Source organism: Streptomyces sp. BBFR102 (assembly GCF_051397025.1).
Lineage (GTDB): Bacteria > Actinomycetota > Actinomycetes > Streptomycetales > Streptomycetaceae > Streptomyces.
In genome coordinates, this window is sequence record NZ_CP195757.1 from 3,574,156 (window position 1) to 3,587,247 (window position 13,092).

13 protein-coding genes are annotated in these 13,092 nt (G+C 73.9%); 4 read left to right on the forward strand and 9 right to left on the reverse strand.

The window, feature by feature from the left end:
- Positions 1 to 21 precede the first annotated feature (21 nt).
- Entirely contained in the window at positions 22 to 582 is a 561-nt protein-coding gene (locus tag ACSLIC_RS16045; RefSeq protein WP_436740387.1) for an N-acetyltransferase family protein, read from the reverse strand.
- 173 nt (positions 583 to 755) lie between these two features.
- Here ACSLIC_RS16045 and ACSLIC_RS16050 point away from each other — a divergent pair, with 173 nt between their 5' ends.
- Entirely contained in the window at positions 756 to 1,754 is a 999-nt protein-coding gene (locus tag ACSLIC_RS16050) for a sigma-70 family RNA polymerase sigma factor (RefSeq protein ID WP_436738380.1), read from the forward strand.
- Positions 1,755 to 2,029: 275 nt separating this feature from the next.
- Here the strand turns inward: ACSLIC_RS16050 and ACSLIC_RS16055 are convergent, their stop codons facing one another.
- Together ACSLIC_RS16055 and ACSLIC_RS16060 are read right to left on the reverse strand one after the other, a co-directional pair.
- Positions 2,030 to 2,782, reverse strand: coding sequence for a DUF6227 family protein (locus ACSLIC_RS16055; protein WP_436738381.1), 753 nt, complete (start codon positions 2,780 to 2,782; stop codon positions 2,030 to 2,032).
- A gap of 320 nt (positions 2,783 to 3,102) precedes the next feature.
- The gene (locus tag ACSLIC_RS16060; protein WP_436738382.1) at positions 3,103 to 4,275 is read right to left on the reverse strand and encodes a P1 family peptidase; all 1,173 of its coding nucleotides are present in this window, start codon (positions 4,273 to 4,275) and stop codon (positions 3,103 to 3,105) included.
- Between the two features lie 392 nt (positions 4,276 to 4,667).
- On the opposite strand from ACSLIC_RS16060, the gene ACSLIC_RS16065 reads away from it, so the two are divergent.
- From ACSLIC_RS16065 to ACSLIC_RS16075, 3 genes are all read left to right on the forward strand, one after another.
- A complete protein-coding gene (locus tag ACSLIC_RS16065) occupies positions 4,668 to 4,802 on the forward strand; it encodes a hypothetical protein (RefSeq protein WP_436738383.1) in 135 nt (44 codons plus the stop codon).
- 84 nt (positions 4,803 to 4,886) lie between these two features.
- Positions 4,887 to 5,717 (forward strand): radical SAM protein, encoded by an 831-nt coding sequence (locus ACSLIC_RS16070; protein ID WP_436738384.1) that lies wholly within the window; start codon positions 4,887 to 4,889, stop codon positions 5,715 to 5,717.
- A 315-nt stretch (positions 5,718 to 6,032) separates the two neighbouring features.
- The gene (locus tag ACSLIC_RS16075) at positions 6,033 to 6,212 is read left to right on the forward strand and encodes a hypothetical protein (RefSeq protein ID WP_436738385.1); all 180 of its coding nucleotides are present in this window, start codon (positions 6,033 to 6,035) and stop codon (positions 6,210 to 6,212) included.
- A 107-nt stretch (positions 6,213 to 6,319) separates the two neighbouring features.
- Here the strand turns inward: ACSLIC_RS16075 and mscL are convergent, their stop codons facing one another.
- The 6 genes from mscL to ACSLIC_RS16105 all read right to left on the reverse strand — a co-directional run bounded on the left by mscL (position 6,320) and on the right by ACSLIC_RS16105 (position 12,835).
- Positions 6,320 to 6,850: a large conductance mechanosensitive channel protein MscL gene (mscL, locus tag ACSLIC_RS16080; protein WP_436738386.1), complete on the reverse strand. Its 531-nt coding sequence runs from the start codon at positions 6,848 to 6,850 to the stop codon at positions 6,320 to 6,322.
- 141 nt (positions 6,851 to 6,991) lie between these two features.
- Positions 6,992 to 7,555, reverse strand: coding sequence for an RcpC/CpaB family pilus assembly protein (locus ACSLIC_RS16085; protein WP_436738387.1), 564 nt, complete (start codon positions 7,553 to 7,555; stop codon positions 6,992 to 6,994).
- Positions 7,556 to 8,375: 820 nt separating this feature from the next.
- Positions 8,376 to 9,269 (reverse strand): S-methyl-5'-thioadenosine phosphorylase, encoded by an 894-nt coding sequence (locus ACSLIC_RS16090; protein ID WP_436738388.1) that lies wholly within the window; start codon positions 9,267 to 9,269, stop codon positions 8,376 to 8,378.
- Between the two features lie 116 nt (positions 9,270 to 9,385).
- On the reverse strand, positions 9,386 to 9,730 hold the full coding sequence (locus tag ACSLIC_RS16095; RefSeq protein ID WP_436738389.1) for an FmdB family zinc ribbon protein: 345 nt from the start codon (positions 9,728 to 9,730) through the stop codon (positions 9,386 to 9,388).
- A 67-nt stretch (positions 9,731 to 9,797) separates the two neighbouring features.
- Positions 9,798 to 11,123, reverse strand: coding sequence for an MFS transporter (locus ACSLIC_RS16100; protein WP_436738390.1), 1,326 nt, complete (start codon positions 11,121 to 11,123; stop codon positions 9,798 to 9,800).
- Between the two features lie 257 nt (positions 11,124 to 11,380).
- Complete coding sequence (locus tag ACSLIC_RS16105; protein WP_436738391.1) at positions 11,381 to 12,835, reverse strand: potassium/proton antiporter; 1,455 nt, start codon at positions 12,833 to 12,835, stop codon at positions 11,381 to 11,383.
- Between the last annotated feature and the right edge of the window lie 257 nt (positions 12,836 to 13,092).

Genomic DNA, 13,092 nt, shown 5'->3' on the forward strand with positions numbered 1-13,092 from the left:
CGCCGGTCCGGCTCTTCGGCCTCAGACGCCGGCCGGGCTGCTTCCGCCCCCGCCCAGCCCCTTCTCGTACCACCGCACGTCCCAGTACCGCCCGAACTTGCGGCCCACCTGCCCGTACGTCCCGATCGGGCGGAAGCCGAAGCGGGTGTGCAGGCGGTGGGAGGCGTCGTTGGGCTGGGTGACGCCGGCGTAGGCGCGGTGCAGGTCCTCACCGGCCAGGGCGCCGAAGAGGGCCGTGTACAGGGCGCTGCCCACGCCGCGGCCCGCCGCGTTGGGGGCGCAGTAGACGCTGACCTCGACCGAGGTCGCGTACGCCGCCTTCGGGCGCAGGGGTGAGCTGGTCGCGTAGCCGAGCAGGCGCGCGGGGCCGGACGCGGCGGGTTCCGTGGCAACCATCAGGCGGTGCGGGCCGTCCTTCGGGTGGGAGAGGAACCACTGCGTGCGTCCCTCCGGGGTAAGCGGCACCGTGTCGAAGGTGATCGGAGTCCGGAGAACGTAGTGGTTGCAGAGGTCCGTGAGGCCGCTGAGGTCCGCCGCGATTCCCGGCCTGACCTGCGGTTCCGCTGTTCCGCGCGGTGTCATTCCGATCATCCTCCCCGCCTGTGGCCGGACAGGGTACTGCATGACCCCGAAAAACAATGAGCAGGTGGGGAATTCTGTCCGGATTGCAATCGTTGATTCCTACGGATGCCGCAACCGGGTCGCCGGATGTGGAGTCCGCCAGGTCGTCCACCACTCATCGCAAGGGAGCACGCATGGCAACCCGTGCCGTCGCCCGTCGTAAGCCCGCCGCCTCCGGCGAGACCGGCGCGGCAGGCAGCGTCCGCGCGACCGGCGAGATCGCCGACCGCGACCTTGTGGGCATGTATCTCGACGAGATCGCCCGCACACCGCTGCTGGACGCCGCGAAGGAAGTGGAGCTGTCCCAGACCATCGAGGCCGGCGTCTACGCCCAGAAGATCCTGGAAGGCGAGGTCGACAGCGACTCCGCCGGAGCTTCCCGCGAGGAACTGGAAGCGCTCGTCGCCGAAGGGGAGCGGGCCAAGGACGTCTTCATCCGGTCCAACCTCCGCCTCGTCGTCGCCGTGGCCCGCCGCTACCCACGCAGCGGCCTCCCCCTGCTCGACCTCATCCAGGAGGGGAACGCCGGCCTGGTCCGCGCCGTCGAGAAGTTCGACTACGCCAAGGGCTTCAAGTTCTCCACGTACGCCACCTGGTGGATCAGGCAGGCCATCACGCGCTCCATCGCCGACCAGTCCCGGACCATCCGGCTGCCCGTGCACCTCGTGGAGGAGCTGGGCCGCATCCGCCGCGTCCAGCGCGAGTTCAACCGCGAGCACGGCCGGGACCCCGAGCACGCCGAGATCGCGGCCGAGCTGAGCAGCACCCCCGAGCGCGTCACCGACGTCCTCGACTGGGCCCGCGACCCGGTCTCGCTCAACATGTCGGTGGACGACGAGGGCGACACCCAGTTCGGCGACCTCCTGGAGGACACCTCCGCGGTCTCCCCCGAGCAGTCCGTCCTCACCCTGCTGCGCAGCGAGGAACTGGACGACCTCATCGGCCAGCTCGACGACCGCACCGCCTCCATCATCAAGATGCGGTACGGCATCGAGGACGGCCGCGAGCGCACCCTCACCGAGGTCGGCAAGCAGCACGGCCTCACCCGCGAGCGCATCCGCCAGATAGAGAAGCACGCCCTCCTGGAGCTGAAGCGCATGGCGCACGACACCGGATTCGACGCGGCGGCCTGATGTCCCGGGGCCCCGACCCGGGCCGTGACGGGGCCCGGTGGAACATCCGTGGCCCCCGATCGGCCCTGTCGGCCCCGCGCCCCGGCGTGGCTCGCCCTACGCTCGACCCATATGAGCCAGGCTGACCCCAGAGCCCCGGCTCCCCTGAACCCCCGGCACCCGCCCCCCCTGGTGCCGGGGCCCGGCCCCAGCACTCCATCCCCCCCCCGGGGTGCTGGGGTCCCTCTCTGTCCGGACCTGGGTCGGCAGACCCGGGCCCGGCGGGCAGGCGGCCCTCAGAGCGAGGCGGCCCGGCGCTCCATCGCCGCCTGGGCGGCGTCCTCCGTCTCGTAGACCTCGCACATGTGACGTCCGTCGGGCGTCGCCGTGTGCTCCACCTCCCAGAGGCTCACCTCGCGGCCGTCCGCGAGGAGGAACGCGTGCTCGTAGAGGGAGAAGCCCGGGCGGCGGCCCCGCAGCGGGTCGAGTCGGCCGAACGCCTGGGTGATCTGGTGCGCGAAAGCCCCCGCCAGCAGCACGGCCACCTCCTCGCCCGGCCGGTCGGTGTTCTCCGCCCGGCGCAGCACCCGCCGCGCGTGGTCCGGGGAGTCGCCCCACTCGTACTCGCGCTCGGGCGGCGGCTGGGCAGGACTGTCGTCCACCTCCAGCCGCGGCGCGCCCTCCAGCTCCACGGGATCGGTGCTCGGGAGCGGCAGCCGCGCCGTGGCGATCCGCAGCTCCTCGTGGTCGGTGTACACCTCGTGGTGGAGCCGCCCGTCCGGGGCGGTGTTGTGCGTCAGCTCCCACAGGGTGACGGCACTTCCGTCGGCCACCAACCACACGTGCCGGTACGTCTCCCGGCGTCTGCCGTCGCTGTGGTGCGCGGCGGAGTGCAGGCAACTGTCATAGGCGAGCGCCGTATCGAGCCGGGACAGCGTCTCGTCGGGAAGTTCGAAGGAGTTGAGGGTGCGGGCGAGAAGTCGCTGAAGGCAGGCGTCCGGCGACTCGAATGCCTCGTGGGTCCCACATGTCTCGTACGGAACGCTCAAGGTTTCTCCCGGCGTTGCTCCATGTCACCTGGTGGGTGCATACCGTAGCCCCTGGCTCGGACATCTTGCCCGGGAAACGGAAAACGCATGACGCCCCGCCGGAGTTCCCGCAGTAAGGGCAGCCTTTTCTCACCCGACGCCCTGTCACCCATGCGTGTCCGTACCCGCCTTGCGGCCCTTCATCCCCCCTGTCTTCGAGCCCCCGCTGCCCGCCCCCGGCGTGAGCGGGGCCCGGGAGCCTCGCGGCCAGGCGAAGAGGCAGGGGGTTGCGGGGTGTCCCGAAGAGCGGGAGCGCGGAGAGCGGCAGGGCAGGGGCGCCGTCACGGCTTGGGGGCGAGGTCCCCGTACAACTCGCGGTACGAGGGGAACACACCCGCCGCAGTCTCCACCGACTCCGCCGACAGGACCGCCTTCACGATGGCGCGGGTCACCGCGTCGGCACCTGCGGCCAGCACCTCGTTCACCGCCGCGCCCTCGATCGGCCTCGCCCCGGTGGCCAGGGTGAACACCGTGTCCCCGTCGTGCAGCAGATGCACCGGACGCACCGCGCGCGCCAGCCCGTCGTGCGAGGTCCCAGCCAGTTTCTGCGCCTGGGCCCGGGTGAGCGCGGCGTCGGTGGCCACCACGGCGAGCGTGGTGTTCAGCGGGGGCCGGCCGGCCGACGGCGCGCCGGACGCCGAGGGCTCCTCGGTGCCCGGCCGCACCGTCGCCGCGCCGCGCCGCTCGGTCTCCGCGACCGCCGCCGCCAGCCGCGCCCGCGCCCGCTCGTGCGCCTCGGGGGACGGCCACACCACGCGTCCCCCCGGCCCGGGCCGCTGCGCGAAGTACCTGCCGTACAACACCCCCGTCTCCGGATCGCACACCGAACCCACCGCGTTCACCACCACCAGCGCCGCCACCGTGTGGCCCGACGCCAGCCGCAGACTCGCCGTCCCCACACCTCCCTTCATCCCACCCGCGACCGCTCCCGTGCCCGCACCCACCACGCCCTGCCCGACCGGTCCTCCGACCGCCGCGCGCTCCACCGCCTCCCGGCCGAGCGCCGTCCCCGGCCGGGCCCGCCAGTCCCCGCCCCTTCCCAGGTCGAAGAGGCAGGCCGCCGGAACCACCGGGACCACCTGATGCGGGCCGGGCCCCACCCGCACACCCCGGCCCCGCTCCTCCAGCCAGGCCGCCACCCCGGAGGCGGCGTCCAGCCCGAACGCCGAACCGCCCGTCAGCACCACCGCCTCGACCCGCTGCACCAGGTTGCGCGGGTCGAGCGCATCGGTCTCCCGCGTCCCGGGACCACCGCCGCGCACCTCGACGGCGGCCACCGCTCCGCCCGGCTCCGTCAGCACCACGGTGGTACCCGAGAGCCAGCCGTCGCCTCGACGGGTGGCATGGCCGACCCGGAGGCCGGGGACGTCGGTCAGGGCGTCTCGGGGGCCGGGAGCAGGGGAGTGGGGTGTGGTCGGGCCGGGGTCGGAGCCGGTGGCGGGGCGTTGTGTCATGGCCTCATCCGTACCCGGTCGGGTCGGGGGCGCCACCTGGCCGTGGACCGGGACCTGGATGATGCAGGTCGCGCCCCTCCCGTCCCCTCCACAGGGGGCCCGCGCCGCGAACACGCCCCGGCGCGAGCGGCAGCGCCTCCGATTCCAGCGGTGTCCCCCTCCTGCCCTCTCCGTGGCCCAGGGGGCCACCAGGCCCCTCCCACGGGACCAAAGTCCCCGAAGAACGCGCAGGTCAGGACCGCATACGCGCCCTGAAGGCGCGTTCCCCACCGACTGGCCGCAGGGGAACGGTGACCAGCGGCGACGAAACGGGGACCTTCGCCGACCCCACACGGCCGCACGAGCCGCTGCAATGAACAGGTACGCCCGCAACTGCCCGGAAGGTACCCGCCATGCCCCCTGACCCGGTGACCACACCCGGAGCCGAGGCCCGCGACAGCCCGGCGGAGGAGTCCCGGCACGAGGCGGCCCTCGACCCGCGGCCCTCGACGCCGCCGCACCCCTCGCGCACCCCGCGCCCCACCTGACCCAGTCGCCCCCGAACGCCCGACGCCGTCCCCGCCTTGCCGCTCGGCCCGACCCGCACCGACCCTCCTGTCAGGAGACCCGCCATGACCGCTCTGCTCGGCAAAGACTCCCTCGTACGCTCCGGCGCGGGGCACCCGCCGGACAGCGGCGCGGCGACCCCGGCCGGAGCGGCGACCCGGCGGCTGGTCAACGGCTCCGTCCACTCCTGGCAGCTGTCCACCGGTGCGTACGGCCCCGGCACCCGTTTCACCGTCCTTCTCGCCGGCTGCCCGCTCACCTGCCTGTACTGCCACAACCCGGAGGCGTTGCGGACACGCAACGGACGCCGGGCCTCCGCCGACGAACTGGTCGAGGAGGCCGCCCGGCACCGGACGCTCATCGCGGCGGACGGCGGGGGCGCCACCGTCAGCGGCGGCGAACCGCTGCTCCAGCCCGTCTTCACCGGGGAACTCCTCCACCGGTTCAAGTACGAACTGGGCTACCACACCGTGCTCGACACCTCCGGGTTTCTCGGCGCGAGGGCGGGCAACGCCCTGCTGCGCGACGTCGACCTGGTGCTCCTCGACATCAAGTCCTGGCGACGCGACACCTACCGGCGCGTGACCGGCCGCGACCTGATTCCGACCGTCGCCTTCGCCCGCCGCCTCGCCCGCCTCGGCAACGAGGTCCGGGTCCGCTTCGTGCTCGTCCCCGGGCTGACCGACGCCGAGGAGAACGTCACCGGCATCGCCCGTTTCGCCGCCTCCCTCGGCAACGTCACGGGCGTCGACGTCATCCCGTACCACCCCGCCCGCACGAGCGGAGGGGAGGCGATCGTCCGAGCCCGGCCGCTCCGGCACACCTCCGCACCCACGGAGGAGCAGGTCGCCACCGCGCGGGCGGTCTTCACCGCACACGGCCTGAACGCCACCTGACCCCCGCCCGGAGTTCCAGCCGACGGGCGCAGCCCGGGCGCCACATCGCCATCCGGGCTCCCCGCCGGGCGCCCCGTCAGCGCCACGTCCTCGGCCCGGCCCGCTCGCGGCCCCTGCGCGGGAACCGCAGTCGGCCTTCGGGCGATCGGCGGCCCTCCGGTGATCCGTGGCCTTCCGGGGAGCGCCCGCTGTCCAGGAGCCCACCCTCCGCCACACGCCGGGCCGAGGCCACCCAAGGCCGCCATGTACCGGAGTGGCGGACCACACCAGCACGCACCGCCGCGAGCGCGTCCCCGCCGGACGTACGCTGGAGCCATGAGCACCGCCCAGAACCCCGAGCCGCGCGACCCCAAGGACGTGCTGGACTTCGACGACCCGCTGAGCCGACCGTCCTCGGACGACACCGACCGAGGCTGGGGCGAGCGGCCCGCCAGCAGTGGTTCCGCGGCGGACCTCGCGCGCTTCCTCGACGAGAAGCCCCCGCACCACATCTGAGCAGGGACGCGACCGGGACCGCGCCTCCCGCCGCCACCAACCCGCGCGGCGGGCCACGCGCACTGCCCTGTCCTCAGCCGCCGCCACCGTCGCGGCGGCGCTGCGGATCAGCTCTGCGGCGGCTGCGGCCCCGTGGTACCGGGCCCGCCCTCGCGAGAGGCCGGACCAGCCGTCCCGGAGCGCTGGGCGACCAGCTCGTCCCGGATCTCCTTCAGCACCTCCAGCTCGCTGACCTCCATGGCCTCGGCGACCCCCTCCTTCTCCGCCCTGCGGGCGGCCTGGCGGGCCAGGTACTTCGCCATCGGCAGGACCATGAGGAAGTACACGACGGCCGCCGTGATGAGGAAGCTCAGGGTGGCGCTGAGGACGTTGCCCCACATGATGGGGATGCCCTTGACGACCTCCCCGGTCTCCTGGTTGTACTCGCACGGGCCGGAGAGGCAGGAGCTGTAGCGGTTCAGGTCCTGCGTGCCGATCGCGCCGACCAGGGGGTTGATGACCCCCTCGACCACCGAGTTCACGATCTTGGTGAACGCGGCGCCGATGACGACCGCGACCGCCAGGTCGATCACGTTGCCGCGCATCAGGAACGCCTTGAAGCCGTCCAGGAGGCTCGGTTCCTTCTTCTTGCTCACCACGGGGCCCTTCTTCACTGACGGTTGTGGAGGAATCAGCTCCGCAACCTACGCCAGCGTTGGGCCAGCCTGTCCAATCGCGTCCCACGATCGAGGGACTTGACGGACAAGAGGTGAGCAGGGCGTGAAACGTTCGCATCAGGTTCAGCACACCGCCACCACCAGATGGCTCCCCGCCCCGGCGCCGGGGGACGCCTGGGCGCCCATCTCCGCACCGGCCAACGCCTCGGCCGTCGACCGGCGCACCCGCAGCAGCACCAGCCCGTCGCGAGAACCGCCGGGAGTGCCGAACTCCGGCCAGGGAGCCTCCCCGCGGGCCTCCTCCTCGCCCGGGTCCTCCTCCCGCGTCCCCTCCGGAGCGGGGGTGCCCGGCACGCGCAGCACCTGCGCGCAGGAGGCGATCCGCCGGGCCTTGCGCCCGGGCCGACCGCCGTCACCGTCCGGTCCCGCCGCCAGGACATCCACCCGGTCGCCTGCCCGCAGGAAGCCGACCACCCCGCCGTCCGCCAGGCGCACGGGCGCCGCCACATAGCGGGCGTCGGAATCGGAACCGGCGCCGGAACCGGAACTCGCCCCGCCGCGAGCGCCAGCCGCCTCGGCGCTCGCCGACGCCTGGACGCCGGCCGCCGCCTCCCCGCCCGAGGCGTCCCGCTCCGTCCCCACACCGGGCATCGCCCACCCCGCGACCCCCACGAGCAGCCCCGCCACCCACACCCACCCGCGCCACCGCCCCGCCGAGCCGGAGCGGGACCCGCCACGAACCCGGACCGGTGTGAAGGGGGCGACCCGGCCGGGCGGCGGCACCCCGTACCCGGGCACGGCGGGCTCTTCGAGGCTCAGGCAGGGGGCCCCGGCGGGCGGCACCGGAGGAGACGGCCTCAACAGGGCGGACGACGGGGAACCAGAAGTCTGCGGCAGGCGATATGGGGTCGGCGCCTGGGGGAGGCCGCCCCGAGCTGCCACCTTGGCCAGGCCGGGCGAAGAGGGGGCCGTAGCCGAGGCGCGGGGCGAGGCCGCCGCCGTGGGGAACCCGTCAGGGGCGTAGGAGGGCACCGTGGGCACCGCCTTTCGTGAGGAGGAGTGGCTCCCTCACGATGCGGTTCGGCCAAGCCCGCTGCCGGGGGTTGGGGACGGCGGTGGGGTTGTGGACAACCCGGGCACCCGAACGGGACGTTCCGCCATGTGTCCCCACTCGGCCCCCTCCCCAGCCCCGCCGACCCGTACACCACGTCGCACGCCTCATCACCTGTCCGTGCCCCACCACCACGCCACCCCCAGGGCCCAGCACGTCCGCCCGCTCCACACGCGGCTTGCGGGCCCCCAGCCGCCAGCCTCACAGCCCGCACCGGCCCAGCCCCCCAACATCCGCCGACCCCGCGATCCCTCTCGGCCGGCCCGGCACCCAGCCACGCCCCACATCCGCCCGCCCGCGCGATCTCCCCTCAGCCGGCCCGGCACCTTCGGTCCCGTCCAGCCGAGCCCTACCCCGCCCGCTCCTCGTCCCCCTGCGGCAACCAGCTCCCCGCCCCTACGGCAACCCGATCCCCGTCTCCCGCCCCCCGAGCGCCCGCGCACACAGGCACTCCCGCTCCGGCCCGGCCGGTAGCTGCGCCACCGCGTCGAAGAGCACCGCGCGCAGCCGCTCGATGTTGGCGGCGAAGACTTCCAGGACCTCGCCGTGAGAGACGCCCTCGCCGGTCTCGGCGCCCGCGTCCAGGTCGGTGACGAGGGTCAGGGAGGTGTAGCAGAGCTCCAGTTCGCGGGCGAGAGCGGCCTCCGGGTGGCCGGTCATGCCCACCACCGACCAGCCCTGCGCCCGGTGCCAGAGGGATTCCGCCCGGGTGGAGAAGCGAGGCCCCTCCACGACGACGAGGGTGCCGCCGTCGACCGCGTCCCAGCGGCGCCCCTGGGCCGCCCGCAGCGCGGCCTTGCGCCCGACGGGGCAGTAGGGGTCGGCCAGCGACACGTGGACGACCTCGGGCACCCGCTCCCCGCCGGGCGCCCGGGGGTCCTCGACGGGGAGGCCGTCGTAGTACGACTGGACGCGGTTCCTGGTGCGGTCCACGAACTGGTCGGGGACCAGCAGCGTGCCCGGCCCGTACTCGGGGCGCAGCCCGCCGACCGCGCACGGGCCGAGGACCTGGCGTACGCCCACCGAGCGAAGCGCCCACAGGTTGGCGCGGTAGTTGATGCGGTGCGGCGGCAGGTGGTGGGCGCGGCCGTGCCGGGGGAGGAAGGCGACGCGCCGACCGGCGACCTCGCCGAGGAAGAGGGAGTCGCTGGGAGCCCCGTACGGGGTGTCGACCTGGACCTCCCGCACGTCGTCGAGGAAGGAGTAGAACCCCGACCCGCCGATGACCCCGATCTCCGCCAGGGGGGCCGCGCGCCCGTCGTCCGCCGTCGCCTGCACCGTGTTCACCATGGGCCGTACGGTAGCGGCCCGCCCGTCCGCGCACGCCGACGACCCCGTCCGCCGGGCCGGAGCCGGGCGGACGGGGTCGCGGAAGGAATCGGGCGGCGCCGGGGACCCGCTGAGGGTCAGGCGCTCGCCGTGCTGGTGGAGCTGGAACCGGAGGAACCCGATCCGGACGACGCCGAACCGGAGGACGACGCCGCCTTCTCCGAGGAGGAGGACGACCCGGAGGCGGCCTTCTCCGACTTCTCCGCGGGCTTCGACGACGAGGCGGGGGCGCTGCTCGACGAGGCTCCCCGGCTGTCGTTGCGGTAGAAGCCGGACCCCTTGAAGACGATACCGACGGCCGAGAACACCTTCTTCAGGCGGCCCTCGCAGCTGGGGCACACGGTCAGCGCGTCGTCCGTGAACTTCTGCACCGCCTCAAGGCCCTCGCCGCACTCGGTGCACTGGTACTGATACGTCGGCACTTGCTTCCTCCTGGCACTCTCACTCATTGAGTGCTAACGACGATCCATAGTGACGCATTCCGCGCCCTCAGTCCACTGCCGCCGGGGTTCGGTGACCGATACCACGCCCGGTTCCGCCGGACGCCACCGGCCCGCGCCCGGTGCCGCCGGCCCTCGGCGCCAGCCGGGAACGCAGGGCCACCAGCACCATCAGGGCCAGCACCGTTCCGCCCAGCGGCACCGCGAAACCGGCCCGCGCCCCGAAGGCGTCGGCCAGCGCACCCGAGGCCGTGACCGCCCCGGCCTGCCCGAGGGCGACCGCGCCGGTCAGCCAGGTGAACGACTCCGTCCGGGCGCCCGGCGGGACCAGGCCGTCGATCAGCGTGTAGCCGGTGATCAGGGCCGGGGCCACGCAGAGCCCGGTCAGCAGCCCCGCCACCGCCAGCGGCGCCAGCGAGGGCATCGCCCACAGCGTGGAGGCGGTCACGGCCAGCCCCGCGTACCCCAGAAGGAGGCGGCGCTGCGGCGGGGCAGACCAGGCGACCACGCCGTAGACGATCCCGGCGAGGGTGTTGCCCGCCGCGAAGACGCCGTAGAGCAGCCCGTTGACGCCCGGGTGGCCGGCCTCCTCGGCGAAGGCCGTCAGGGAGACCTGGAGGCCGCCGAAGACCGTGCCGATGCCGAGGAAGGCGACCGCGAGGACGCGCACGCCGGCGATGGAGAGGGCGGAGTGGGAGGCTCCGGCCGTCGCCGCGCCGGCGGCGGGACGCGGAGTGACCTCGGGCTGGGTGGAGCGCTGGGCGGCGAAGAGGAGGCCCCCGACGAGGGAGAGGGCGCCCTCGGCGGCGAGACCGGCCGCCGGGTGCACGCTGGTGCAGAGCGCCGTGGCGATCACCGGGCCGAGGACGAAGGTCAGTTCGTCGGTGACCGACTCGAAGGCGGCGGCCGTCCCCGCGAGCGGGGTGTCGCCGAGCCGTGCCGCCCACCGCGAGCGGACCATCGGCCCGATCTGCGGCACCGAGGCGCCGGTGGGCACCGCCGCCGCGAAGAGCGTCCACAGCGGGGCGTCGGCCAGGGCCAGCACGGTCAGCAGGGCGACCGCCGCCGAGTGCAGCAGGACACCCGGTACGAGGACGGCGCGCTGCCCGAAGCGGTCGGCGAGTTTGCCCGCCTGCGGGGCGAGCAGCGCCATGGAGACACCGGCGACGGCCGCGACCGCGCCGGCCACACCGTAGGAGCCGGTGGTGTGCTGCACCAGCAACACCAGGGAGATCGTCAGCATCGCGAACGGCAGCCGGGCCGCGAAGCCCGGCAGCAGGAACGTCCAGGCCCCCGGGGTGCGCAGCAACTGCCCGTATCCGGGGCGCTTGGCGGGGCGATCGCCGGAGGGGTCGACAGTGACCGTGGATTCCACGGCCCGTCCCTTTCTGCCGCCTGAGGGCGTGCCCGCTGGCGGGCGCCGAGAGCTGTCCACTAACGCGCGGAACTGCGGTAGATGCCGGGCCACCCGGTGGGGCGGACTCCACGGCCGCCATACGGTCGCGCCAGCTCCGCGTCAGGCAGAGTTGGTCGGTTCAGAGCCCGTTCATCGTACAGCCGCACGCGGGGCAGACCTGCCCGCAAGCCGCCGGTACGGCCCGGGTCCGCCCTCGCCGCGGGGCGGGCCCGGGCTCACTCCTCCTTGCCCGAGGTCCCCAGCCACCCGGCGAGTTTGCCGCCGCGGCCCACTGCCCGCAGCCGCTCCTCCGCGGCGTCGCGGACCGGGTCGGTGGCGACGACCAGCAGTTCGTCGCCGCGCTGGAGCAGTGTGCTGGGGGTCGGGACGAAGCTGCGGCCGTCGCGGACGACCAGGGTGACGGCGGCGCCGGTGGGCAGCCGCAACTCGCTCACCTCCACGCCGTGCATCCGGGAGTGCTCCGGTACGGCGACCGAGAGGAGATGGCCGCGCAGCCGCTCCAGCGGCGCCGACTCCACGCCGAGATCGGCCGCCTCCGCCTGGTTGCCCAGCCCCAGCCTGCGCGCGAGCCACGGCAGGGTCGGGCCCTGCACCAGGGTGTAGACGACGACCAGGATGAAGACGATGTTGAAGAGGCGCTCGCTGCCCCGCACCCCCGCCACCATCGGGATCGTCGCCAGGATGATCGGGACCGCGCCCCGCAGCCCGGCCCACGACATCAGCGCCTGCTCGCGCCACGGCCGCTTGAAGGGCGTGAGGCTCACGAAGACGCTCAGCGGGCGGGCCACCATGGTCAGCACCAGCCCGATGACGAGCGCCGGGAGGATGTCGTCGGCCAGCTCGTGCGGGGTGACCAGCAGCCCCAGCAGCACGAACATGCCGATCTGCGCGATCCACCCCAGCCCGTCGGCGAAGCCGCGGGTGGCGGGCGCGTGCGGCAGCTTGGCGTTGCCGAGGACCAGGGCGCACAGGTACACGGCGAGGAACCCGCTGCCGTGCGCCATCGCCCCGGCCGCGTAGGCGGTGGTGGCGATGGCGAGGACCGCGATCGGGTACAGGCCCGAGGCGGGCAGGGCGACATGGCGCAGCCCCAGCGCCCCCAGCCAGCCGATGGCGAGGCCGATCGCGGCGCCGATCGCCAGCTCCAGCAGGATCTCGCCGACCAGCACGTACCAGTGCTCGATGGGGCCCGCGGTGCAGAAGGCGACGACCAGGATGACCACCGGGGCGTCGTTGAACCCCGATTCGGCCTCCAACGTGCCGGTGATGCGTGAGGGCAGCGGCACCCGGCGCAGCACCGAGAAGACCGCGGCCGCGTCGGTCGAGGAGACGACGGCGCCGATGATGAGGGCTTGCCGCCACTCCAGCCCCGCCAGGTAGTGCGCGGCACTCGCCGTCACGCCGACGCTCACCGCCACCCCGGCCAGGGCGAGCGCGGCGGCCGAGGGCAGTGCCGGTCTCATCTCCTTCCAGGAGGTGCCCAGTCCGCCCTCGGCGAGGATGACGACCAGGGCCGCGTAACCGATCACCTGCGTCAGTTCCGCGTCGCTGAAGGAGAGATGGCCCACGCCGTCGACGCCCATCGCGACGCCGATGCCGAGATAGACGAGCAGGCTCGGAAGGCCGCTGCGTGAGGAGACCCGCACCGCCGCGACGGCGACGAGCAGCACGAGCGAACACAGGAGCAGAAGCTGGTTGAGATCGTGGACAGACAGTGGCCGTTCCTTCCCTGCGGCGGGACAAGGTACCGGAGGTACTTCGTTACCTTACCTAATCGTTAACGGTTCCTTGATGCCGATCGCGAGGAATCCCCCGCACCGGCCGACACCCCCGCACGCCGCCCGCCCGTGTGCGAGCCGCCCAACGCCCGCCCCCGCCTGGGCCGAACGGCTTCCCCACTCCGCGTCCTGCCCGCCCGGGCGCTGCG